At 69.4% G+C, this 22757-nt stretch carries 17 protein-coding genes and 1 pseudogene; 8 read left to right on the forward strand and 10 right to left on the reverse strand.

The window, feature by feature from the left end; genetic code table 11:
- Positions 1 to 21 precede the first annotated feature (21 nt).
- Positions 22 to 1608 (reverse strand): MFS transporter, encoded by a 1587-nt coding sequence (locus OHO27_RS30645; RefSeq protein ID WP_328428201.1) that lies wholly within the window; start codon positions 1606 to 1608, stop codon positions 22 to 24.
- 192 nt (positions 1609 to 1800) lie between these two features.
- Here OHO27_RS30645 and panB point away from each other — a divergent pair, with 192 nt between their 5' ends.
- Entirely contained in the window at positions 1801 to 2676 is an 876-nt protein-coding gene (gene panB, locus OHO27_RS30650) for a 3-methyl-2-oxobutanoate hydroxymethyltransferase (RefSeq protein ID WP_328428202.1), read from the forward strand.
- A gap of 123 nt (positions 2677 to 2799) precedes the next feature.
- Here the strand turns inward: panB and OHO27_RS30655 are convergent, their stop codons facing one another.
- From OHO27_RS30655 to OHO27_RS30665, 3 genes are all read right to left on the reverse strand, one after another.
- Positions 2800 to 4740: a S53 family peptidase gene (locus tag OHO27_RS30655; protein WP_328428203.1), complete on the reverse strand. Its 1941-nt coding sequence runs from the start codon at positions 4738 to 4740 to the stop codon at positions 2800 to 2802.
- Positions 4741 to 4918: 178 nt separating this feature from the next.
- Positions 4919 to 5542, reverse strand: a complete 624-nt coding sequence (locus OHO27_RS30660) for a DUF305 domain-containing protein (protein WP_328428204.1) — start codon at positions 5540 to 5542, stop codon at positions 4919 to 4921.
- A complete protein-coding gene (locus tag OHO27_RS30665) occupies positions 5539 to 6210 on the reverse strand; it encodes a DUF3105 domain-containing protein (RefSeq protein ID WP_328428205.1) in 672 nt (223 codons plus the stop codon). The genes OHO27_RS30660 and OHO27_RS30665 overlap by 4 nt, the downstream gene beginning before the upstream one ends.
- 186 nt (positions 6211 to 6396) lie before the next feature.
- Here OHO27_RS30665 and OHO27_RS30670 point away from each other — a divergent pair, with 186 nt between their 5' ends.
- On the forward strand, positions 6397 to 6831 hold the full coding sequence (locus OHO27_RS30670) for an Rrf2 family transcriptional regulator (protein WP_328428206.1): 435 nt from the start codon (positions 6397 to 6399) through the stop codon (positions 6829 to 6831).
- A 14-nt stretch (positions 6832 to 6845) separates the two neighbouring features.
- Here OHO27_RS30670 and OHO27_RS30675 read toward each other — a convergent pair whose 3' ends face one another.
- Positions 6846 to 8072 (reverse strand): globin domain-containing protein, encoded by a 1227-nt coding sequence (locus tag OHO27_RS30675; RefSeq protein ID WP_328428207.1) that lies wholly within the window; start codon positions 8070 to 8072, stop codon positions 6846 to 6848.
- A 331-nt stretch (positions 8073 to 8403) separates the two neighbouring features.
- Here OHO27_RS30675 and OHO27_RS30680 point away from each other — a divergent pair, with 331 nt between their 5' ends.
- On the forward strand, positions 8404 to 9765 hold the full coding sequence (locus OHO27_RS30680) for a glutamine synthetase family protein (RefSeq protein WP_328428208.1): 1362 nt from the start codon (positions 8404 to 8406) through the stop codon (positions 9763 to 9765).
- Between the two features lie 108 nt (positions 9766 to 9873).
- Here OHO27_RS30680 and OHO27_RS30685 read toward each other — a convergent pair whose 3' ends face one another.
- The 3 genes from OHO27_RS30685 to OHO27_RS30695 form a co-directional block, all read right to left on the reverse strand.
- A complete protein-coding gene (locus OHO27_RS30685; RefSeq protein ID WP_328428209.1) occupies positions 9874 to 10326 on the reverse strand; it encodes a carboxypeptidase regulatory-like domain-containing protein in 453 nt (150 codons plus the stop codon).
- A 223-nt stretch (positions 10327 to 10549) separates the two neighbouring features.
- The gene (locus OHO27_RS30690) at positions 10550 to 11002 is read right to left on the reverse strand and encodes a VOC family protein (RefSeq protein WP_328428210.1); all 453 of its coding nucleotides are present in this window, start codon (positions 11000 to 11002) and stop codon (positions 10550 to 10552) included.
- Positions 11003 to 11013: 11 nt separating this feature from the next.
- The gene (locus OHO27_RS30695) at positions 11014 to 11526 is read right to left on the reverse strand and encodes a pyridoxamine 5'-phosphate oxidase family protein (protein ID WP_328428211.1); all 513 of its coding nucleotides are present in this window, start codon (positions 11524 to 11526) and stop codon (positions 11014 to 11016) included.
- Between the two features lie 172 nt (positions 11527 to 11698).
- Here OHO27_RS30695 and OHO27_RS30700 point away from each other — a divergent pair, with 172 nt between their 5' ends.
- Complete coding sequence (locus OHO27_RS30700; protein WP_328428212.1) at positions 11699 to 14698, forward strand: bifunctional [glutamine synthetase] adenylyltransferase/[glutamine synthetase]-adenylyl-L-tyrosine phosphorylase; 3000 nt, start codon at positions 11699 to 11701, stop codon at positions 14696 to 14698.
- Positions 14699 to 14976: 278 nt separating this feature from the next.
- Here the strand turns inward: OHO27_RS30700 and OHO27_RS30705 are convergent.
- Together OHO27_RS30705 and OHO27_RS30710 are read right to left on the reverse strand one after the other, a co-directional pair.
- A pseudogene (locus OHO27_RS30705) lies at positions 14977 to 15791 on the reverse strand (phosphatase PAP2 family protein); the annotation flags it as partial.
- A 143-nt stretch (positions 15792 to 15934) separates the two neighbouring features.
- Positions 15935 to 16969 (reverse strand): LacI family DNA-binding transcriptional regulator, encoded by a 1035-nt coding sequence (locus OHO27_RS30710; protein WP_328428213.1) that lies wholly within the window; start codon positions 16967 to 16969, stop codon positions 15935 to 15937.
- A 378-nt stretch (positions 16970 to 17347) separates the two neighbouring features.
- On the opposite strand from OHO27_RS30710, the gene OHO27_RS30715 reads away from it, so the two are divergent.
- The 4 genes from OHO27_RS30715 to OHO27_RS30730 all read left to right on the forward strand — a co-directional run bounded on the left by OHO27_RS30715 (position 17348) and on the right by OHO27_RS30730 (position 22569).
- Positions 17348 to 18616: an extracellular solute-binding protein gene (locus OHO27_RS30715; protein ID WP_328428214.1), complete on the forward strand. Its 1269-nt coding sequence runs from the start codon at positions 17348 to 17350 to the stop codon at positions 18614 to 18616.
- A gap of 112 nt (positions 18617 to 18728) precedes the next feature.
- Positions 18729 to 19733 carry a carbohydrate ABC transporter permease gene (locus tag OHO27_RS30720; RefSeq protein WP_328428215.1) on the forward strand — a complete coding sequence of 335 codons (1005 nt, stop codon included), beginning with the start codon at positions 18729 to 18731 and terminating at the stop codon, positions 19731 to 19733.
- A gap of 13 nt (positions 19734 to 19746) precedes the next feature.
- Positions 19747 to 20655, forward strand: a complete 909-nt coding sequence (locus OHO27_RS30725; RefSeq protein ID WP_328428216.1) for a sugar ABC transporter permease — start codon at positions 19747 to 19749, stop codon at positions 20653 to 20655.
- Between the two features lie 234 nt (positions 20656 to 20889).
- Positions 20890 to 22569, forward strand: coding sequence for a glycoside hydrolase family 13 protein (locus OHO27_RS30730; RefSeq protein ID WP_328428217.1), 1680 nt, complete (start codon positions 20890 to 20892; stop codon positions 22567 to 22569).
- Positions 22570 to 22757 lie beyond the last annotated feature (188 nt).

Here is a 22757-nt window from a genome sequence, read left to right on the forward strand (position 1 = left end):
GCGTGGCGCACCCCCCGCCTTCTACTCCGCGGCAGCCAACTCCCGTTCCGTCTCGCCCTCCTGAGACGCCGCAGGCCGCCCCGGCAGGAACAGCCCGACGACCACCGCGCCGAGCACCGCGACCCCCGCGCCCCACAGCGCGGTGACGTGCATGGCGTGCAGGAAGGCGTCGTGGGCCGCGCCGACGAGGGCGTCGCCCCGGGGGCCGAGCCGGTCCGCGACGCCGAGCGTGGCCTCGATGGACTCGCCCGCGGTGTGCCGTAGGCCCTCGGGCAGCATCGTGAGCCGGTCCTCGATGTCACCTCGGTACGCCGTCGACAGGACCGAGCCCAGCACGGCGATGCCGAGCGCGCCGCCGACCTGGCGGAAGGTGTTGCTGAGCGCGGAGGCGGAGCCGGCCTTCTCGCGGGGCAGGGCCTGCATGATGACGACGCTGACGGGGGTCATGATGTGCGCCATCGCGGTGCCCATGAGGAAGAAGACGACCTCCAGGATCCAGATCGGCGTGTCCGCCTCGAACGTGGCGAACGCGGCCAGCGTGGCGGCGATCAGCAGCATGGCACCGGTGGTGGTGGCCCGGTTGCCGAACCGGTCGACGACGAGCCGGGCCCGCGGGGCGAAGATCATCTGGGCGGCGGCGAGCGGCAGCATCAGCAGGCCGGTCTCCAGCGGCGAGTAGCCGCGCACGCTCTGGGTGTAGAAGACCGAGAAGAAGGTCACGCCCATGAGGGCGAAGAAGACCAGCGCGATCACGCCGATCGCGGCCGAGAAGACCTTGTTGCGGAAGTACGTGACGTCGATGGACGGATGGTCGCTGCGCTTCTCGAACACGACGAACGCGGCGAGCACGGCGAGACCCGAGCCGATGGTCGCGAGGACCGTCGGGTCCGTGAAGTCGGCCAGCTGGCCGCCCTTGATGATGCCGTAGACGAGCAGGACGAGGCCGACGACGGAGAGCACGACACCGACGGGGTCGATACGACCGGGCTTCGGGTCACGCGAGTCCGGTACCAGCCACAGCATCAGCGCGACCGCCAGCAGCACTATCGGCACGTTGACGAGGAAGACGGACCCCCACCAGAAGTGGTCGAGCAGCACCCCGCCCGTGATGGGCCCGATGGCGATGGCGAGCCCGACACCGCCCGCCCAGATGCCGATGGCCTTGGGCTGCTCCTCGCGCTCGAAGACGTTCATCAGGACGGCGAGGGTGGCCGGCATGACGAAGGCGGCGCCGAGGCCCATCACCGCGCGGAAGGTGATGAGCTCGCCGGGCGAGCCGGAGAACGCGGCGAGGGCGGAGCCGATCCCGAACACGGCGAGCCCGCCGAGCAGGACCTTCTTGCGGCCGAGCCGGTCGCCGAGGATGCCCGCGCTGAACAGCAGACCAGCGAAGACGAGGGTGTAGGCGTTGATCGCCCACTCCAGCTCGCTCTGGGTGGCGCCGAGTCCGGTCGGGGCCGGGGTCGAGATGGTCTTGATGGCGACGTTCAGGATCGAGTTGTCCAGGACGACGATCAGCAGGCTCAGCATCAGCACGGCGAGGATCGCCCAACGGCGCCGGTGCACGGCTTCCGGTATGCGGGGGGCTGTGGCGGCGGGAGAAGTCATGCTGTCGACGCTACCTCCTTTACGATACGGAACCGTCTCGTATCTTAAATTCTTACCGAGTACTTACGAGGGCGGGACACCGGGGCGGAACTCACACAGGGAGGTCTGGCCGTCCCTGGCACGAGGTGCCACCATGGAGGGGATCCGGGGACGCCGTAAGGGCGCCTCGAGATGACAGAAGGAGCCGTTGCAATGACGCAGCTTTCGGCTGCCCAGACGCCTCAGGCGAAGAACTCCGACGGCAGCAAGGCGCTGTACGGGGGGAAGGGCACACGCCGCATCACCGTTCGCGACATCGGCCTCGCCAAGGAGCGGGGCGAGAAGTGGCCCATGCTCACCGCCTACGACGCGATGACCGCGTCCGTCTTCGACGAGGCCGGCATCCCGGTCATGCTCGTCGGAGACTCCGCGGGCAACTGCCACCTCGGCTACGACACCACCGTGCCCGTGACGCTCGACGAGATGACCATGCTCTCGGCGGCCGTCGTACGCGGCACCTCCCGCGCCCTGATCGTCGGCGACCTGCCCTTCGGCTCGTACCAGGAGGGCCCGGTGCAGGCGCTGCGCTCGGCGACCCGGCTGGTCAAGGAGGCCGGCGTCGGGGCGGTCAAGCTGGAGGGCGGCGAGCGCTCGCACGAGCAGATCCGCCTGCTGGTCGAGTCCGGCATCCCGGTCATGGCCCACATCGGCCTGACCCCGCAGTCCGTCAACGCCATGGGCTACCGCGTCCAGGGCCGCGGCGAGGAGGCCGCCGCGCAACTCCTGCGCGACGCCAAGGCGGTCCAGGACGCGGGCGCGTTCGCGGTCGTCCTGGAGCTGGTGCCGGCCGAACTGGCCGCCGAGGTCACCCGCGTCCTGCACATCCCGACCGTCGGCATCGGTGCCGGTGCCGAGACCGACGCCCAGGTCCTGGTCTGGACGGACATGCTGGGCCTGACCGGCGGCCGCGTCCCCAAGTTCGTCAAGCAGTACGCCGACCTCCGCGAGGTCATGGGCAACGCCGCGAAGGCGTTCGCGGACGACGTCGTCGGCGGAACGTTCCCGCTGGAGGAGCACTCGGTCCACTGAGCCCTGCCGGGCTCGGCCACCCCTGAACCACTGCGGCACCACAGCGCCCCGCCGATCTTCCCCCGTCGGCGGGGCGCCTTTTTGTGCCGTGCTCGTGCCGTGCTCGTGCCGCGTTGCCGCCGCTCAGCGACGCCGGTACGACTCCACATAGCCGCCCGCGGGCGTCCCCACGCCCGTCACGTCGTCGTAGCCCTGCACGGCCGTCAGGGAGCTGTCCTTGCCGAGGCTGCGCACGGACGTGGTCAGGCCGCCGGTCGCGTCGTAGCCGTTGACGTAGTCGACGCGGGCGACCGCGAGGCCGGAGCCCGTCGGGTCGTCCGTGACGTCGTGGTACGCCTTCGAGCCGTACCGGGCGTAGACCGCCGGGTTGGCGAAGCCGAGCGGCTTGCCGCCGCGGGCCTCCTGCGCGAGGGCCTGGACGGCCGCGATCACCGGCGCCGCGAGCGAGGTGCCGCCGAGGCGGTACTCGTCGTAGGCCTGCGTCGTGCCGTCCGGCATGGTCTGCGTCTGACCCACCAGGAACCCGGTGTTCGGATCGGCGATCGCCGCGATGTCCGGGACGACGCGGTTGCCGTCGGCGCTGTTGGCCCCGGCGAGCGCGTCCGGCACGACGCCCTTCTGGTAGTACGGCTCGGCGACCGTCCGGCTCGTGCCGCCGCCCGCGCCCGAGTTGAACGCGCCCGGGAAGTCGGTCCAGCTCCTGCCGTCGGCCGACAGGGCCGCCTTCTCGGTGCCCCAGCCGGTCTCCCAGAGGTACTTGTCGCCCTTGCCGACCGCCAGCGAGGTACCGCCGACCGCCGTCACCCACGCCGAACTCGCCGGGATGTCCACCTGCTTGGTGCCGCTGCTCGCGACCTCGTCGCCGTCGTCGCCGGAGGAGTAGTAGAAGCCGATGCCCTCGACCGCGCCGAACTGGAAGACCTGGTCGTAGGCGGCCGCGAGGTCCGGCGTCTGGGCGTCCTCGGTCTCGCCCCAGGAGTTGGAGACGAGGTCGGCCAGGTGGTTGTCGACGATCTTGCTGAGCGAGTCCAGCAGGTCCTCGTCGTAGCAGGACGCGGCGCCCACATAGGTGACCTGCGCGCCGGGCGCGACCGCGTGCACGGCCTCGACGTCGAGGGTCTCCTCGCCGTACCAGCCGGCCGCCCCGCACTCCTCGGTCCGCGTGTACTGCGCGGGCAGGACCTGGCGCAGCTGACCGCTCTTCCAGGCCGCGTCACCGTTGCGCTTCGCGTAGGTGCCCGCGTCGTAGGCGATGGTCGGGGAGGCGTACGCGTCGGTGATGGCGATGCGCACGCCCTTGCCGGTGCGCTTGCCCGCGCCGTACGCGGCGCGCAGCTGCTTTCCGGTGTAGCCCTTGACGGCGTACGGGATCTTCGTGCCGTACGCGTCCGGCAGCGTGGTCGCCACCTTCGAGCCGTGGTACGTCGAGAACGGCCCGGCGTTGCGGAACACCGTCTCCGGCGGCGGGAGCTGGTCCTGGTGGCTCGCCAGGTGCGGCGCGTTGTCCAGGCCGGTGACGGTCAGGACGGCACCCTTGAGGCTGTCCGGCACCGACGCGGTCGCCGTGGGAGCGCGGTAGGTCTTCGCGCCCTTGGTGTAGTTGTGCAGCTGGGTGCCGAACGCCTGCTCCGCGGCGGCCACCTCACCGGTGACGGCCACGTAGTGCTGCGTGACACCTGTGACCTTCAGGCCGGCGGACGTCAACCAGCCCCTGACGGCGGCCACTTGGGCCTTCGTCGCACCGAAGCGGGCCTGGGCCCGGCCTGCGGTGAGGTACTTGCCGTACGACGCCGAGCTCGGGTCCGACACGGCCTTCGCGTAGGCGGCGAGGCCGGCCGCGTCCCGGCCCGCGAGGTAGACGCGTACGGAGACCCGGCCGCTGTCCGCGGCCGCGCCCCGGTCCGCCCTGGCCGTGGCCCAGGTGGGCTTGGTGCCGGCGAGCCTGTCGCGGCCCTGGTCCGCGGCGTGCGCCGCGGGTATGCCGAGCGCCAGCGCGCCGGTGAGGAGAGGCAGTGTCGCCGCCAAGCTCACCGAGGCGCGCAGCGCGGCACGGTTCGATCTCATGGAACCCCCTGTGCGGTTCGTGTGTGCGAGTGGATCACCCGACGGTGGCCACTTAAGCGACGAACCGTTCACGCCAGGGGAATGCCCGGCCCAAGAAGGTCCCAACTAACCTAATGACAAGGCCATTTCGGCAACTGCGACGACACCTTTGACGACATCTGCGACGACAGCCGCGACGTCATGACCGCGGCTTCGCGCCCCGCTCCTTCAGCATGTCCGCCATCAGGTCGATCTCCGACCGCTGCCCGTTCACCATGGTCTGCGCGAGCCGCTTCTCCACGCCGACCGCGCACTTGTCGACACAGCCCTCGGCCATGTGGATGCCGCCCTTGTGATGGGCCGTCATCAACTGGAGGAAGAAGATCTCCGCCTGCTTGCCGCTGAGCCCCTCCAGCTTCTTCATCTCCGCGTCGGTCGCCATGCCCGGCATCAGCGCGCCGTCCTCACCGGCGGGCATGCCGCCCATGCCCATCCAGGTCATCGGCCCGTCCGACGACACCTTCGGCAGCTCCCACAGGTCCAGCCAGCCCAGCAGCATGCCGCGCTGGTTGGCCTGGGTCTGCGCGATGTCGTACGCGAGCCGCCGGATCTCCTCGTCCTTCGTACGGTCGCGCACGATGTACGACATCTCGACGGCCTGCTGGTGATGCACCGCCATGTCGCGCGCGAACCCGGCGTCCGCCGAGTCGGCGCCCGGCGTGCCGCTCGAACCGCCGTCCTCGGCGACCGCGTAGGTCAGCGCGCCGACCGCGACGAGCACGGCCGCCGCGGTCCCCGCAATCCAGCCGACGTGCTGTTTCACTCCGAGAGACCACCCGTGCACGGCGCGCCCGGCTCGGGCGTCTGCTTGCCCTGGACGTACGTCTCGAAGAACTTGCCGACGTCCGGGTCGCTCGCGCTCGTCACCGTGCGCTGGTGCCCCCACGCGCTGAGCATGATCGGGTCCTTCTGCTTCTCGTCCGGGCTCATCAGCGCGTACGGCGTCTGCTTGACCTTGGTCGACAGCGCGTCGACGTCGGCCTTGGAGGCCTTGGACGTGTACGTCACCCAGACCGCGCCGTGCTCCAGCGAGTGCACGGCGTTCTCCTTGCGGAGTTCCTTGTCGTAGACGTCACCGTTGCAGTTCATCCAGGCCCGGTGGTGGTCGCCGCCGACCGGGGGCTCCATCGGGTACCCGACACTGGTCTCCACGTGGGTGCTCGACAGCTTCGTGTTCCAGGTCTTCACGCCGTCCTTGCCGGCGACGAACTTCCCGGGGACCTTGTCGGCCGGCCGCTTCGCCTCGTCCTTGTCGGCGTCGGACTGCGACCGGACGAGGATGACACCGGCGGCCACCAGACCGACCACGACCACCACGCTCGCCGCGATCGTCAGGATGCGGTTACGGCGCTCACGGGCCTGCTCGGCACGCCGCATCTCCTCTATTCGCGCCTTGCGAGCCGCGTTGCTCTTGTTCTTGGCGGAGCCCATGAGGTGTTGTCCTTCTGGGGAAAGGGACGGTCGGGTCCGCTGATCGTAATGGGGAAGGTGTGACATCTCGTAGAGGGGACGTGGAGAGGACCGAGGAAAGGCCGGATCGGGATGATCCCGCCGGTCGGCCGAAGGCCGCTTCCCGGATATTTGAACCCTGGATGCGCATTACCTACGCTGCCGTACATGCGGCTGTTGCGCTCCACCGACCTGGCACTACGGCTCCTCATGCGGCTCGCCGTCCTGGAGGGCGGCACGCCGACGACGCGCGAGGTCGCGGCGGACATGGAGGTGCCGTACACGCACGCCGCCAAGGTCGTCGCCGAGTTGCAGCACCTCGGCCTGGTGGACGCCCGCCGGGGCCGCGGGGGCGGGCTGTCGCTCACCGACAGGGGCCGTACCGCTTCGGTCGGCGCGGTCGTGCGTGCCTTCGAGGGGGACGGCGACGTCGTCGAGTGCGAGGGCGACAGCCCCTGCCCGCTCCACACCGGGTGCCTGCTGCGCGGTGCGCTGCGGCGGGCCCAGGAGGCCTTCTTCGCCTCGCTGGACCCGCTGACGCTGGCCGATGTGACCGCGGACCCCACCGGGCCGCTGCTGGTTCAGATCGGCCGCACGCCCTGAGGCCCGGCCCGGCGTCAGCTCTCCTGCGCGAGCCAGAGGTCCGGGCCGAACACCTCGTAGTGGATGTCGGCCGGTGCCACGCCCTTCCCGATCAGCTGCGCCCGCACCGCCCGCATGAAGGGCAGCGGACCGCACAGGTACGCGCGCGTGCCCTTCGGTACGGCGATGCCGGAGAGGTCGACCCTGCCGGTGCGGTGGGAGACGTCCGCGCCGGCCTCGTCGCGGTGGGCGGCCTCCTCGTACCAGAAGTGGACCGACGCGTCCGGCAGCTTCCCGGCGTAAGCCTCGTGGTCGGCGCGCAGGGCGTGCTCGGCGGGGGAGCGGTCGCCGTGCACGACGGTCACGGGGCCCTGGTGCCCGGTGTCGGCGAGCTGCCCCAGCATGGCGACGATCGGGGTCACGCCGATGCCGGCGGAGGCGAGGAACAGCGGTGCGGCGGCCGGGTCGTTCCCGGCCGGGTTCCCGGCCAGGACGAGATCGCCGTACGGCGCCGACACGCGCAGCCGGTCGCCGACGTGCACGCGCGCGTGGAGGTGGTTCGAGACCTCGCCGTCGGGAGCGGTGCCGCCGCGCGCCCGCTTCACGCTGATCTGGCGCAGGGGTGAGCCGGGCGCGGCCGAGAGGCTGTATTGGCGTATCTGCCGCGCGCCGTCCGGCAGCTCGACCTGGATGGAGACGTACTGCCCGGCCCGGAAGTCCGCCGCCGGGCCGCCGTCGGCGGGCCGCAACCGGAAAGTGGCCACGTCGGTGGTCTCCTCGACGCGTCCGACGACCTCCCACTCCCGCATTTCGCTGCCGCCGCGCTCCTCGTACAGCCGCTTCTCGATCGCGATCAACGCGTTCGCCAGCAGCCAGTAGACCTCGTCCCAGGCGGCTGCGACCTCGGGCGTGACGGCCTCGCCGAGCACGTCGGCGATGGCGGCGAACAGGTGCTCGTGGATGAGCGCGTACTGCTCCGCCGTGACACCCAGGGAGGCGTGCTTGTGGGCGATGCGGGCCAGCATCGCGTCGGGCCGGTCGTCGGGGTGGTCCACGAGGTACGTCGCGAACGCGGCGATCGACCCCGCGAGGGCCTGGCGCTGGGTGCCGGCCGCCTGATTGCCGCGGTTGAACAGGTCGCGCAGCAGCTCGGGGCGGGCCGCGAACAGCCCGGCGTAGAAGCGCTCGCTGATCTCGCCGATGGCGCCGCCGACGACGGTGAGGGTGGCACGCACGGTGGCGACGGAATGCTCGGACAGCATCGGGTCTCCTCAGGCTCGACCGGGCGGCGCAAGGGCGACCGCCCGCCCTTCATTAAAACTTGCATCCAAGATGCAAATTAAAGTGGGGTGGGTCCTGTGGGGCCCGGCATTACGGATGTCGGTCCGAGCAGGCACTATGGGCGGCAGAGCAGTTCACCGGGCATCACGGCGGGACACCTGCCGTTTGCCGGGCGTTCGATCGGAGGTCGCTGCGGCGATCAAGGTGCGCAACGCGCCTGAAACGGTGTTGTGGTGTGATGCTCAGGTGCCCGACCGCCTCCCGCCGCACCGGAGACAGGCGGCCTGACCAGCAAGGATGGGGAAGCGCAAGATGGACAAGCAGCAGGAGTTCGTGCTCCGGACGTTGGAGGAGCGCGACATCCGGTTCGTACGCCTGTGGTTCACGGACGTGCTGGGTTTCCTCAAGTCAGTGGCCGTGGCCCCCGCCGAGCTGGAGCAGGCCTTCGACGAGGGCATCGGCTTCGACGGCTCCGCGATCGAGGGCTTCGCCCGCGTGTACGAGTCCGACATGATCGCCAAGCCGGACCCGTCGACCTTCCAGATCCTGCCCTGGCGCGCCGAGGCCCCCGGCACCGCCCGCATGTTCTGCGACATCCTCATGCCGGACGGCTCCCCGTCCTTCGCGGACCCGCGCTACGTCCTCAAGCGCGCTCTGGCCCGCACCTCCGACCTGGGGTTCACCTTCTACACGCACCCCGAGATCGAGTTCTTCCTGCTGAAGCACAAGCCCCTGGACGGCTCCCGGCCCACCCCGGCCGACGAGTCGGGCTACTTCGACCACACCCCGCAGAACATCGGCATGGACTTCCGCCGCCAGGCGATCACCATGCTGGAGTCGATGGGCATCTCCGTCGAGTTCTCCCACCACGAGGGCGCGCCGGGCCAGCAGGAGATCGACCTGCGGTACGCCGACGCCCTGTCCACCGCGGACAACATCATGACGTTCCGCCTGGTCATGAAGCAGGTGGCGCTGGAGCAGGGCGTCCAGGCGACCTTCATGCCGAAGCCGTTCTCCGAGCACCCGGGCAGCGGCATGCACACGCACCTGTCCCTGTTCGAGGGCGACCGCAACGCGTTCTACGAGTCCGGCGCCGAGTACCAGCTCTCCAAGGTCGGCCGCTCCTTCATCGCGGGCCTGCTGCGGCACGCGGCGGAGATCTCCGCGGTCACCAACCAGTGGGTGAACTCCTACAAGCGCATCTGGGGCGGCTCCGAGCGCACCGCGGGCGCCGGCGGCGAGGCCCCGTCGTACATCTGCTGGGGCCACAACAACCGCTCGGCCCTGGTCCGCGTCCCGATGTACAAGCCCGGCAAGACGGGCTCGGCGCGGGTCGAGGTCCGGTCCCTGGACTCCGGCGCCAACCCCTACCTGGCGTACGCCCTCCTGCTGGCCGCCGGCCTCAAGGGCATCGAGGAGGGCTACGAGCTCCCGCCCGGCGCCGAGGACGACGTCTGGGCCCTCTCCAACGCCGAGCGCCGCGCGATGGGCATCGAGCCGCTGCCGCAGAACCTGGGCGAGGCCCTGTCCCTGATGGAGCGCAGCGACCTCGTCGCCGAGACGCTGGGGGAGCACGTCTTCGATTTCTTCCTGCGCAACAAGCGGCAGGAGTGGGAGGAGTACCGCTCCGAGGTGACGGCGTTCGAGCTGCGGAAGAACCTGCCGGTGCTGTAGGTACCGGTCAGAGCGGCTTTACGCACTGAAGCGGGTGGGGCTGCCGGTCGTGCACCGTGGGCCCCACCGCGTGTCACAGAGTCTGGGCCGGCCGGGATCCCGGTGGACCTAGGTCGATTCGCTGAAATGGTCGAGGAGCCTTTGCTGGAGCCCCTGAAGCACCAGGCTTGGCTGCTTGAGCATGGCTAGGCGCCTCACCGCCGTAGCGGCGTATTCCTCGGCCTCACCCACTGCCGCTGCGATGACATACCCGTTCAGGGCATCCATGTTCGATGCTGCACCGAAGTCCTGACCAGTTGGAAGCAAGCAGCGGTCCAAGGGCGTCCCGTCGCTGGTGATCGCATTTGTGACCACCGACGGCTGCCAGTCCTCGGCATTGGTGAGCGAGTGGTGTGTGTCGAATCGGACGGTGACCGTTTCGCCTGCGGCGATCGCCACGCTGTACTGGCCCTCTTCGTCGGTGAAGACGTGATCGATCTCAGTCAGGTCACTGCGATAGACACTGACCTTGATCATGAAAATCGGACTGTTGTCAGAAACCGCGCGCACGTGCCCGAACATCTGAGTCTCCTCCCGGTCGGACCACCGCTGGAGGCCACCTCTGTATCCAGTCTCTGTGTGCCCTATAGCTGCCGCCAGTCGTACGTACTCCGCCCAACTGAGCGCTGTCCCGCAACGCCTTGTGGGCGAGTGGCTGGGCTGCTCGACCAGATGCCGGTGCTCCAGGGCTGCGCGTAGGAGGGGCACGGGGTCGTGTTCACAACCCCGCGCCCTCCTCACGGCGTTACTGCCCGCGCTCGTTCACCTGTTCCGTCAGGAACTGGTGCAGCGGCTTCGTGGCCCTCTGGCGGTACTCCTGGATGGACCAGCCGTTGCCGTCGGGGTCCTTGAAGTACATGAAGGTGGCGCCGTCGTCGGGGGTGTACTGGACCGGCTCGGAGATGTCCAGGCCGCGTTCGACCAGTTCCGCGTGGGCGGCCTTGATGTCGGCCACGCAGAGCTGGAGGCCCTGGTAGGAGCCGGGCTCGGGGACGGTCTCGCCCTTGGTCATGTCCCAGATGCTGTCGCCGAGAGCGATCGAACAGCCGGAGCCAGGAGGCGTCAGCTGGACGATGCGCATGCCGGGCATGACCTCCTGGTCGATGTCGACATGGAAACCGACCTTGTCCCGGTAGAAGTCACGGGCCCGGTCGATGTCGCTCACGGGCAGCGGGATCACTTCGAGCGTGAAGTCCATTCCTGGTCCTCCTATGAAAAACGCCAACGAGTCTGGCTGAACGGCTCACCCTTACCGAAGCCGAAAACCGTGCTCGGCGCCACCGAGTAGACGTAGGCGTGTCCCGCGCCGTGCCGGAAGCAGCCGTCCGCGACGTCGAAGTGCCAGAAGCTGCCGTACTTCGCCTCCCACGCCGCGGCCAGCTCGCGTAGACGGGCCTCGTCGGTGATCCGTGCCGCCTCGCCCTCGACCACCAGGTCGTAGCCCTTGTCCCAGATGTTCGTGCCGGTCGTCAGCACGAGGTGCGGGTTGGCCGCCAGGTTCCGCGCCTTGCGCTCCTCCGGGCCCGTGCAGAAATGCAGCGCACCCCGGGACCAGACCGCCGGCAGCGGGGTCACATGCGGACGCCCGTCCGGCCGCACCGTGGAGATCCAGAACAGCTCGGCCTCGGCCAGCAGCTTCTCCGCCTCGGGCCACGGGACCGCCGTGGCCGTCTCGTCGCTGTAGCGCGCATCCAGCAGGGTCTGCGGTTGCTTGTCGGTCATCGGACGGCCTCCAGATGTGTCGCCGGAACGTGTCGCCGGACGTGTCCCCCGACAAGGAAGACCCCGCGGACCGCCCGAACTCATCGGCGCCACTGTCGGACTCTCCGGCTAGGCTCGACCGGGTACGACCTTGATCGGGCGCGTACGGCCCCGATCGGACGGGAGGGCGAGCATGACGGCGCCGGGGCGCAGGAGCAGTACCTTCACGCGGCTGCTGCGGCACGGTTTCACCGACCCGTCCGCCGCCGAGCGCCTCCTGGACAGCGACCAGCTCGCGCCGGTCAGGAACGACCCGGTCCTGCTGGAAGCTCTGGGCGCCACCGCCGACCCCGACCTCGCCCTGCTCGGACTCGTCCGGCTGCTCGAGGCACAGCCCGGCCCCGCCGCCCAGCGGGAGCTGGTGGACACGCTGATAGCGGCCAAGCCCCTGCGTGACCGACTGCTCGGCGTGCTCGGCGCCTCCGCCGCGCTGGCCGACCACCTCGCCAAGCACGCCGGCGACTGGCAGGAACTGGCCATGTACGAGCCGCGGGATCTGCACCCCGGCGTGGAGGAGTTCGAGCGCGGACTCGCCGGGGCCACCGACCCGGTGTCCCTGCGCGTCGCCTACCGGCGCTGTCTGCTGTCCATCGCCGCCCGTGACGTGTGCGGCACCACCGACCTGGCCCAGACGGCCGCCGAGCTCGCCGACCTCGCCACCGCGACCCTGCGCGCCGCGCTCGCCATCGCCCGCGCCGCCGCACCCGAGGACGCCGCGCTGTGCCGGCTCGCGGTGATCGCGATGGGCAAGTGCGGGGGTCACGAGCTGAATTACGTCTCCGACGTCGACGTCATCTTCGTCGGCGAGATCGCGGACGGCGCCGACGAGGCCAAGGCCCTGCAGTCGGCGACCAAGATCGCCTCGCACATGATGCGCATCTGCTCGGAGACCACCGTCGAGGGCTCCATCTGGCCGGTCGACGCCAATCTGCGCCCCGAGGGCAGGAACGGCCCTCTGGTGCGCACGCTCAGCAGCCACCTCGTCTACTACCAACGCTGGGCCAAGACCTGGGAGTTCCAGGCGCTGCTCAAGGCTCGCCCGGTGGCGGGTGACATCGAGCTCGGCGAGGAGTATGTCGCCGCGCTGGAGCCCCTGGTCTGGAAGGTCGCCGAGCGGGAGAACTTCGTCGTCGACGTGCAGAAGATGCGGCGCCGGGTCGTGGAGAACATCCCCGTCGCCGAGCTCGACCGGCAGCTCAAGCTGGGGCCGGGTGGCCTCAGGGACGTCGAATTCGCCGTGCAGCTACTGCAGTTGGTGCACGGACGGGACGACGCGTCGCTGCGCAGCGGCACCACGCTCGATGCCTTGCAGGCCCTCGCCGCGGGCGGCTACGTCGGTCGTGCGGACGCCGCACAGCTCGACGCCGCCTACCGCTTCCTGCGCTCCATGGAACACCGCATCCAGCTCTACCGGCTGCGCCGGACGCACCTGGTGCCCGAGGACGACGCCGACCTCCGGCGCATCGGCCGCTCCCTCGGCCTGCGTGCCGACCCGGTCGCCGAGCTGAACCGCGAATGGCGACGGCACGCGAGCGTCGTACGGCGTCTGCACGAGAAGCTCTTCTACCGGCCGCTGCTCGACGCCGTCGCCCAACTTGCCCCCGGTGAGGCCCGGTTGAGTGCCGGGGCCGCGCGCGAGCGGCTGGTCGCGCTCGGGTACGCCGATCCGGCGTCCGCCCTGCGCCATCTGGAGGCGCTGGCCTCCGGCGTCACCCGCAAGGCGGCGATCCAACGCACCCTGCTGCCCGTCCTGTTGGGCTGGTTCGCCGACTCGGCCGATCCGGACGCGGGTCTGCTGAACTTCCGCAAGGTGTCGGACGCGCTCGGCAAGACCCCCTGGTATCTGCGGCTGTTGCGAGACGAAGGCGCCGCCGCCGAGAACCTCGCCCGGGTGCTGTCGGCCGGCCGGCTCGCCCCCGATCTGCTGATGCGGGCGCCCGAGGCCGTCGCGCTGCTCGGGAACGGGGACGGCGGCAGCGGGCTGGAGCCTCGCTCGCGCGGGCATCTGGAGCAGGAGATCATCGCCGCGGTGCGCCGCGCCGACGGTGACGCCCAGGCGGTCACGGCGGCCCGTGGGGTGCGCCGGCGGGAGCTGTTCCGTACGGCCGCCGCGGACATCATCGACTCCTACGGCACCGAGACGAAGCCGGCCGAGGCCGACCAGGGGGCCCTCGTGGACCGGGTCGGGGCGGCGGTGTCGGACTTCACGGCCGCGACCCTGTCGGGGACGCTGCGGGCGGTGGTGCGGGCCGGCTGGGGTGACACCCTTCCCACCCGGTTCGCGATCATCGGGATGGGGCGCTTCGGCGGGCAGGAGCTGGGGTACGGCAGCGACGCGGACGTTCTGTTCGTGCACGAGCCGCAGGACGGCGTCGACGAGCACGAGGCCGCGGTGGCCGCGAACCGGGTCGTAGAGGAGATGCGGCGGCTGCTGCAGATCCCCAGTGCGGATCCGCCGCTGCTGATCGACGCCGATCTGCGGCCCGAGGGCAAGTCGGGGCCGCTGGTCCGGACGCTGAACTCGTACGGGGCGTACTACCGCCGGTGGTCGCTCGTGTGGGAGTCGCAGGCGTTGCTGCGGGCCGAGGCGATGGCGGGGGACGCGGATCTGGGGCGCCGGTTCATCGAGATGATCGATCCGCTGCGGTATCCCGCGGGCGGGCTGGGTGAGGACGCCGTGCGGGAGATCCGGCGGCTGAAGGCGCGTATGGAGTCCGAGCGGCTGCCTCGCGGTGCCGACCCCAAGCTGCACACCAAGCTCGGGCCGGGTGGGCTCTCCGACGTCGAGTGGACGGTTCAGCTGCTTCAGCTGCAGCACGGCTCGGCGGTACCGGGGCTGCGGACGACCCGGACTCGGGAGGCTCTCGCCGCCGCTTGTGCCGCCGGGCTCATCTCGGACGAGGACGCGGCGACCCTGGACGAGGCCTGGGTGCTGGCGACCCGGGTGCGCAATGCCGTGATGCTGGTGCGGGGGCGGGCGGGCGACACGTTTCCGTCGGATGCGCGGGAGCTGGCCGCTGTGGGGCGTTACCTGGGGTACGAGCTCGGTCACGTGGGGGACATGCTCGATGCGTATCGGCGTACCGCTCGGCGGGCTCGGGGTGTGGTGGACGAGCTGTTCTACGGGGGGTGACGGTTGCCTCCGGCGGTTGGGCCGGATGCCTGCGGCGGCCTGTGCGGGTGTGTGGGGGTGTGCGCTGGTGCCTGCGGCGGCCCGTGCCGGTGTGTGGGGGTGCGCGTCGCGCCTAACCGTGTGATTGGGGTCGGGGCCGTGCCGGGGGGTGTCCGTCCTCGGTCGGGCGGCTCGGTTCCTCGGAAGAGCTCTCGGCGTTGACGCCCGCCGCTGCGGGCGGACACCCCCGGCACGTCCCCTTCCCGCCGTGGGCGACCGCGGGTCCGTGCGTCGTGGTGCCACTCGCCTCGGCAGTGCGTGCGGCAGCGCTCCGTACCAGAGGCGGGCCACCGTGTAGCCGAATGCCAAGCAGATGAGGCCTCCTACCGCGTCCAGCCAGAAGTGGTTGGCCGTGGCGACGATCACCAGAAGTGTTGCTGCGGGGTAGAGGAGGCCCAGGACTCGGATCCAGGGGATTCTTGCCAGGGCGAAGATCGTCAGGCCGCTCCAGACGGACCAGCCGATGTGCATGGACGGCATGGCGGCGTACTGGTTCGACATGTTCTTCAGGTCGCCCGAGGCCATCGAACCCCAGGTGTCGTGGGCCAGCACCGTGTCGATGAAGCCGGTGTTGGTCATCAACCGTGGGGGAGCGAGCGGGTACAGGTAGTAGCCGACCAAGGCCACGCCTGTGGTGGCGAACAGGACCAGGCGGGTGGCCGCGTAGCGGCCGGGGTGACTGCGGTAGAGCCAGATCAGGACGCCGAGGGTGATGATGAAGTGCAGCGTCGCGTAGTAGTAGTTCATGCCGACGATGAGCCAAGTCACCGAGTTCACGGCGTGGTTGACCGACTCCTCGATCGCGATGCCGAGTTGGTCCTCCAGCTTCCAGAGCCAGTCGGCGTTGTGCAGGGCCTCGGTCCGCTGTTCCGGTACCGCGTTGCGGATCAGTGAGTACGTCCAGTAACTCACCGCGATCAGCAGGATCTCGAACCAGAGCCGAGGGCGGCGCGGAGTGCGCAGTCGTCGCAGGGCCCCCGCCCCGTCTCTTCCGCGACGGGGGCAGAACGGCCGCTTCCCGGCCTTCCAGTGTCGTCACGGTGGTGTCACCCATGGGCACAGAGTCTGCCAGAAAAGACTTCCCCGACCGATCATCCCCCGGTTGGGTTCAGGACGCACGTTCTACGGCCGGCGTACAGCTCCATACTCATAACAACGCAGGGGAGGGAGAGGTCTATTCTCCGTCTCGCGGACGACTTACGGACGAATCCTGTCACCGGGTGCCGAAGCCGTCGAACCCCGCACCACCAGCTCGGGCATGAACACGAACTCGCTGTGGGGAGCGGGAGTCCCGCCGATCTCCTCGAGGAGCGTGCGTACCGCGGCCTGGCCCATCGCCGGGACCGGCTTGCGGACCGTGGTGAGGGGCGGGTCGGTGAAGGCGATCAGGGGGGAGTCGTCGAAGCCGACCACCGAGATCTCCTTGGGGACGTCGCGGCCGAGTTGCCGGGCCGCCCGTATCGCGCCCAGCGCCATCATGTCGCTGGCGCAGACGATCGCGGTGCAGTCGCGGTCGATCAGGGCGGTGGCGGCGGCCTGGCCGCCCTCCAGGGTGTAGAGGGAGTGCTGGATCAGCTCGGTCTCGATGACGTCCGTCGGCAGGTTCAGCTGGTCCTGCATCGTGCGGACGAAGCCCTCGATCTTGCGCTGGACCGGGACGAAACGCTTGGGACCCAGGGCCAGGCCGATGCGGGTGTGGCCCAGGGACGCGAGGTGGGTGACTGCCAGGTTCATCGCCGCGCGGTCGTCGGGGGAGATGAAAGGTGCCTGGACCTTGGGGGAGAAGCCGTCGACCAGGACGAAGGGGACACCCTGGGCGCGCAGGCGCTCGTAGCGCTGCATGTCGGCGGTGGTGTCGGCGTGGAGGCCGGAGACGTAGATGATGCCCGCCACTCCGCGGTCTACGAGCATCTCCGTCAGCTCGTCCTCCGTCGAGCCGCCCGGCGTCTGTGTGGCCAGCACCGGGGTGTAGCCCTGCCTGGTGAGGGCTTGGCCGATGACCTGGGCCAGGGCCGGGAATATCGGGTTCTCCAGCTCCGGGGTGATCAGGCCGACCAGGCCCTCGCTGCGCTGGCGCAGGCGTACGGGGCGTTCGTAGCCGAGTACGTCGAGTGCGGCCAGCACGGACTGGCGGGTGGTCGAAGCGACGCCCGGCTTCCCGTTGAGGACGCGGCTGACGGTCGCTTCGCTGACCCCCGCCTGAGCAGCGATGTCGGCAAGCCGTGTGGTCACGGCACTGGACTGTACCGGCCGTATGTCCCCTTGCACACCAATCGGACGCCGTGGGCGACCGGTTGGCCGTCGCGGCCCGGGCTGCTGCGTCATCGCGCTCCCTCGTGAAAGTGATGGCAAGAGCTTGCAGAGTCTTGCACAACCCGCCTCCGTGCCGCTCTACCGTTGAAAAGAAGCGTCTCATGGTGGTCGCCGAGCGGTCACGCCCGGATAACTTCGACGGTCCCTTGCACTTTTTTTCTGCAAGGTCTTTCGTAAGTCTTTCAGCGCTGTTACGTTCACGTCGCCCGGCCGCCGCAACGGCGCAGTCGGCAAGACAGCAGAGGCAGGCAGACGGGGCCGCCCCTGCACACGGGCTTTCACCCTCAAGGAGATCTCATGCGGCGTGGCATAGCGGCCACCGCGCTGGTGGCGTCCCTCGCCCTCGCGGCGACGGCCTGCGGCGGAAGCGACAGCGGCGACAGCGCCGACGGGCCGGTCACCATCACCTGGTGGGACACCTCCAACGCCACGAACGAGGCACCGACGTACCAGGCCTTGGTCAAGGAGTTCGAGGCCGCCAACAAGGACGTCAAGGTCAAGTACGTCAACGTGCCGTTCGACCAGGCGCAGAACAAGTTCGACACCGCCGCCGGCTCCAAGGGCGCCCCGGACATCCTGCGCTCCGAGGTCGGCTGGACCCCCGCCTTCGCCAAGAAGGGCTTCTTCCTGCCGCTGGACGGCACCGAGGCCCTCACCGACCAGGCCAAGTTCCAGCCCAGCCTGATCGAGCAGGCCAAGTACGAGGACAAGGTCTACGGCGTTCCGTTCACCACGGACACCCTCGCTTTCGTCTACAACAAGGACCTGTTCAAGAAGGCCGGCGTCGAGGCCCCCAAGACCTGGGACGACCTGAAGAAGGCCGCCGCCACGATCAAGGACAAGACCGGCGTCGACGGCTACTGGGGCTCCACCCAGGCCTACTACGCCCAGACGTTCCTCTACGGCGAGGGCACCGACACCGTCGACGCCGACGCCAAGAAGATCACCGTCGCGGGCGCCGAGGCCAAGAAGGGCTACGGCACCTGGCTGAGCCTGTTCGACGGCAAGGGCCTGCACAAGGCCGACACCACCGCCGACGCCTACGCCCACATCCAGGAGGCGTTCGTCAACGGCAAGGTCGCCGCGATCATGCAGGGCCCGTGGGAGATCACCAACTTCTACAAGGGCTCCGCGTTCAAGGACAAGGCCAACCTCGGCATCGCCACCGTCCCGGCCGGCTCGTCCGGCAAGGCGGGCGCCCCGACCGGCGGCCACAACCTCTCCGTGTACGCCGGCTCCGACGAGGCCCACCAGAAGGCCGCGCTGAAGTTCGTGAACTTCATGACGTCGCAGAAGGCGCAGGAGACGATCGCGCTCAAGAACTCCACGCTGCCGGTCCGTGACGACGCCTACACCGCCGAGGTGAAGGCCGACCCGGGCATCGCCGGCTACCAGACCGTCCTCGCCTCCGCCCAGCCGCGTCCCGCGCTGCCCGAGTACAGCTCCCTGTGGGGCCCGCTGGACACCGAGCTGCTGAAGGTCGCCGGTGGCAAGGCGTCCCTCGACAAGGGTCTGAGCACCGCCGAGACCTCCATCGCCAAGCTGGTCCCGGACTTCAGCAAGTGACCCCGAGTGGCCGCCGGAACTTCCCCCACTTCCATGGGGAGAGTTCCGGCGGCCACCGGACTGTGCGCCGTACACCCTCTGATCTGCCGAACTTCGAGAAGGTTGTCGAACCATGACAGTCGCCATCGACCGCGCGACCGGCAAGCGCCGCGGTGACCGCGCGCCGCGGCCCGGGCTGGGCCAGCGCCTGAAGCACGGCTACCAGAAGCACTGGTATGCCTACGTGATGATCGCCCCGGTGGTGATCGTCCTCGGCGTTCTCGTGCTGTATCCGCTGGTGTACGGCTTCTACCTCACGCTCACCGACGCCAACAGCCTCAACTCGGCCCGCACGATCGGCGTCAACGAGATCGAGGCCACCTACAAGTTCATCGGCTTCGACAACTACGCCGACATCCTGTGGGGTGAGACGGCCTACGACCGCTTCTGGTCGCACTTCATCTGGACGATCTTCTGGACGGCGGCCTGCGTCACCCTCCACTACACCATCGGCCTGGGTCTGGCCCTGCTGCTCAACCAGAAGCTGCGCGGCCGCACCCTGTACCGGCTGATCCTGATCCTGCCGTGGGCCGTGCCGACCTTCGTCACCGTCTTCGGCTGGCGGTTCATGCTCGCCGACGGCGGCATCATCAACTCGTTCCTGGAGACGCTGCACCTGCCGACGCCGCTGTGGCTGGAGGACACCTTCTGGCAGCGGTTCGCCGCGATCATGGTGAACACCTGGTGCGGTGTGCCGTTCATGATGCTCTCGCTGCTCGGCGGACTGCAGTCCATCGACACCTCACTCTACGAGGCCGCCGAGATGGACGGCGCGAGCAGGTGGCAGCAGTTCCGGTACGTCACCCTGCCGGGCCTGCGGTCCGTCAGCTCCACCGTCGTACTCCTCGGCATCATCTGGACCTTCAACCAGTTCGCCATCATCTTCCTGCTGTTCGGCGACACCGCCCCGGACGCGCAGATCCTCGTCACCTGGGCCTACTACCTCGGCTTCGGACAGCAGCCACGCGACTTCGCGCAGTCGGCCGCCTACGGCATCCTGCTGCTGGCCATCCTGATCGTCTTCACCTCCTTCTACCGCCGCTGGCTGAACCGCAATGATCCGCAGCTCGCGATCTGAGGCAGGAGTCCCCATGAGCACCACGACCGTCAAGACCACTGCTGCGGCGGACCAGCCCCCCAAGTCGCCGGCCGCACCGCGCGGGGTCCGCCGGGGCGAGAACAGCCGCAGGACGTCCGTCGTCTCGCACGGCATCCTGATCGTGGCGAGCCTGATCGCGCTGTTCCCCGTCGTCTGGCTGGTCTTCCTGTCCCTCGGCCCGGACAAGGACGACTATCTCCACCCCGGTGGCATCTGGGGGAAGATGACGCTGGACAACTACACGTACGTGCTGCAGGAGACCAGGTTCTTCGACTGGCTGACGAGCACCCTGATCGTCACGCTGGGCACCACGCTCATCGGCGTCGTCATCGCCGCGACCACCGGCTACGCGGTCTCGCGGATGCGCTTCCCGGGCTACAAGAAGTTCATGTGGGTGCTGCTCGTGACCCAGATGTTCCCGGTGGCCGTCCTGATGGTGCCGATGTACCAGATCCTTTCCGGGCTCCAGCTCGTCGACAGCTACCTCGGTCTCATCCTCGTCTACTGCACGACGACCGTGCCGTACTGTGCCTGGCTGATGAAGGGCTACTTCGACACGATCCCGTTCGAGATCGACGAGGCCGGACGCGTCGACGGGCTGACCCCCTTCGGCACGTTCGCGCGGCTGATCCTTCCGCTCGCCAAGCCGGGTCTGGCGGTCGCCGCGTTCTACAGCTTCCTCACGGCCTTCGGCGAGGTCGCGTTCGCCTCGACGTTCATGCTGTCCGACACGAAGTACACCTTCGCGGTCGGGTTGCAGACCTTCGTCAGTGAGCATGACGCGCAGCGGAATCTCATGGCCGCGACGGCCGTGCTCATCGCCATACCTGTCTCGGCGTTCTTCTACTTCGTGCAGAAGAACCTGGTGACTGGCCTTACCGCGGGCGGCACCAAGGGGTGAGCCGCGCCGGCAGTGCCGCGGTGGGTCGTCGGTTGTCTGCGGCTACGTCGTGGCTGGTCGCGCCCACGCGGCGGTAGCCGCAGATCAATACAGCCCCGCGCCCCTGAAGGGCGTTGCAAAACCGCCCCCTGAAACCCGAGGCGGCCGCTGTGGCCATCCGACCCCGCTGTCATCGCGGCCGCCTCGTACCCCATTACCCCCATGAACCGAACTCCGTTACGCAACAAGGACGCCATGAGCCAGCACCCCACCGCACCGGCCGAAAACTCCGCCGTCGTCACCGTCGCCAAGCGCCGCGACTGGTGGCGGGACGCGGTGATCTACCAGGTCTATCCGCGCAGCTTCGCCGACAGCAACGGTGACGGCATGGGCGACCTGGAAGGCGTACGCTCCCGCCTCCCGTATCTGCGCGACCTCGGCGTGGACGCCGTGTGGCTGAGCCCCTTCTACGCCTCCCCGCAGGCCGACGCCGGCTACGACGTGGCCGACTACCGGGCCGTCGACCCGATGTTCGGCAACCTCCTCGACGCCGACGCGCTGATCCGTGATGCCCATGAGCTGGGTCTGAGGATCATCGTCGACCTGGTCCCCAACCACTCCTCCGACCAGCACGAGTGGTTCAAGCGTGCCGTCGCGGAAGGGCCGGGCTCCCCGCTGCGGGACCGCTACCACTTCCGCCCCGGCAAGGGCACGGACGGTGTGCTCCCGCCCAACGACTGGGAGTCGATCTTCGGCGGCCCGGCGTGGACCCGGGTGACCGAGCCGGACGGCACGCCCGGCGAGTGGTACCTGCACCTCTTCGCCCCCGAGCAGCCCGACTTCAACTGGGAGCACCCGGCGGTCGGGGACGAGTTCCGCTCGATTCTGCGCTTCTGGCTCGACATGGGCGTCGACGGCTTCCGTATCGACGTGGCCCACGGCCTGGTGAAGGCGGAGGGGCTGCCCGACCTCGGATCCCACGAGCAGCTCAAGCTGCTGGGCAACGATGTCATGCCGTTCTTCGACCAGGACGGCGTGCATGTCGTCTACCGTCAGTGGCGCACGATCCTGGACGAGTACGCCGGCGAGCGGATCTTCGTGGCGGAGGCCTGGACCCCGACCGTCGAGCGCACCGCCAACTACGTGCGCCCGGACGAGCTCCACCAGGCCTTCAACTTCCAGTACCTGTCGACGGAGTGGGAAGCCAAGGAGCTCCGCGAGGTCGTGGACCGCACCCTGGACGCGATGCGCCCGGTGGGCGCCCCGGCGACGTGGGTGCTGTCCAACCACGACGTCACCCGCCACGCCACGCGCTTCGCCAACCCGCCAGGCCTCGGCACCCAGATCCGCACGGCGGGCGACCGCGAACTGGGGCTGCGACGCGCGCGTGCGGCCACCCTGCTGATGCTCGCGCTGCCCGGTTCGGCGTACGTCTACCAGGGCGAGGAGCTGGGCCTGCCGGACGTCGTCGACCTGCCGGACGAGGTGCGCCAGGACCCGGCGTACTTCCGGGGCGAGGGCCAGGACGGCTTCCGGGACGGCTGCCGGGTGCCGATCCCGTGGACGCGTACGGGATCGTCGTACGGCTTCGGCGCGGGTGGCAGCTGGCTGCCGCAGCCGCAGGGGTGGGGCGAGCTGAGCATCGAGGCGCAGACCGGCGACCCCGACTCCACCCTGGAGCTGTACCGCTCGGCGCTGGCCGTGCGTCGCGCGCAGCCCGACCTGGGCGCGGGCGACGCGGTGGAGTGGTTGAAGGCCCCTGAGGGGGTCCTCGCCTTCCGGCGCGGGGAGTTCGTCTGCGTGGCCAACACCGGCGAGGAGTCGGTGACCACCCCGGCGTACGGACGCGTGCTGCTCGCCAGCGGCGAGATCAGCGAGACGGACGGCGAGGCGAAGGTGCCGGGCGACACGACGGTGTGGTGGACGACAGCCTGACGGATCGTCACAGGCTTCACAGGCCTGGGGCCCCGCTGCCATTTCAGGCCGCGGGGCCCTCCTGCGCTTCCAGGCGTCACTCATGGAGTCAGCCATCAGGGCTTCAACTACGGGTCAGCGTGAGGGAGTTGAGAAGGGCACGTCAAGGTTGCGGATGAAAGTACTTGCTATGACTTTCAACTCTCTTG

Source organism: Streptomyces sp. NBC_00443, assembly GCF_036014175.1.
In the GTDB taxonomy this organism is placed as follows: Bacteria; Actinomycetota; Actinomycetes; order Streptomycetales; family Streptomycetaceae; genus Streptomyces.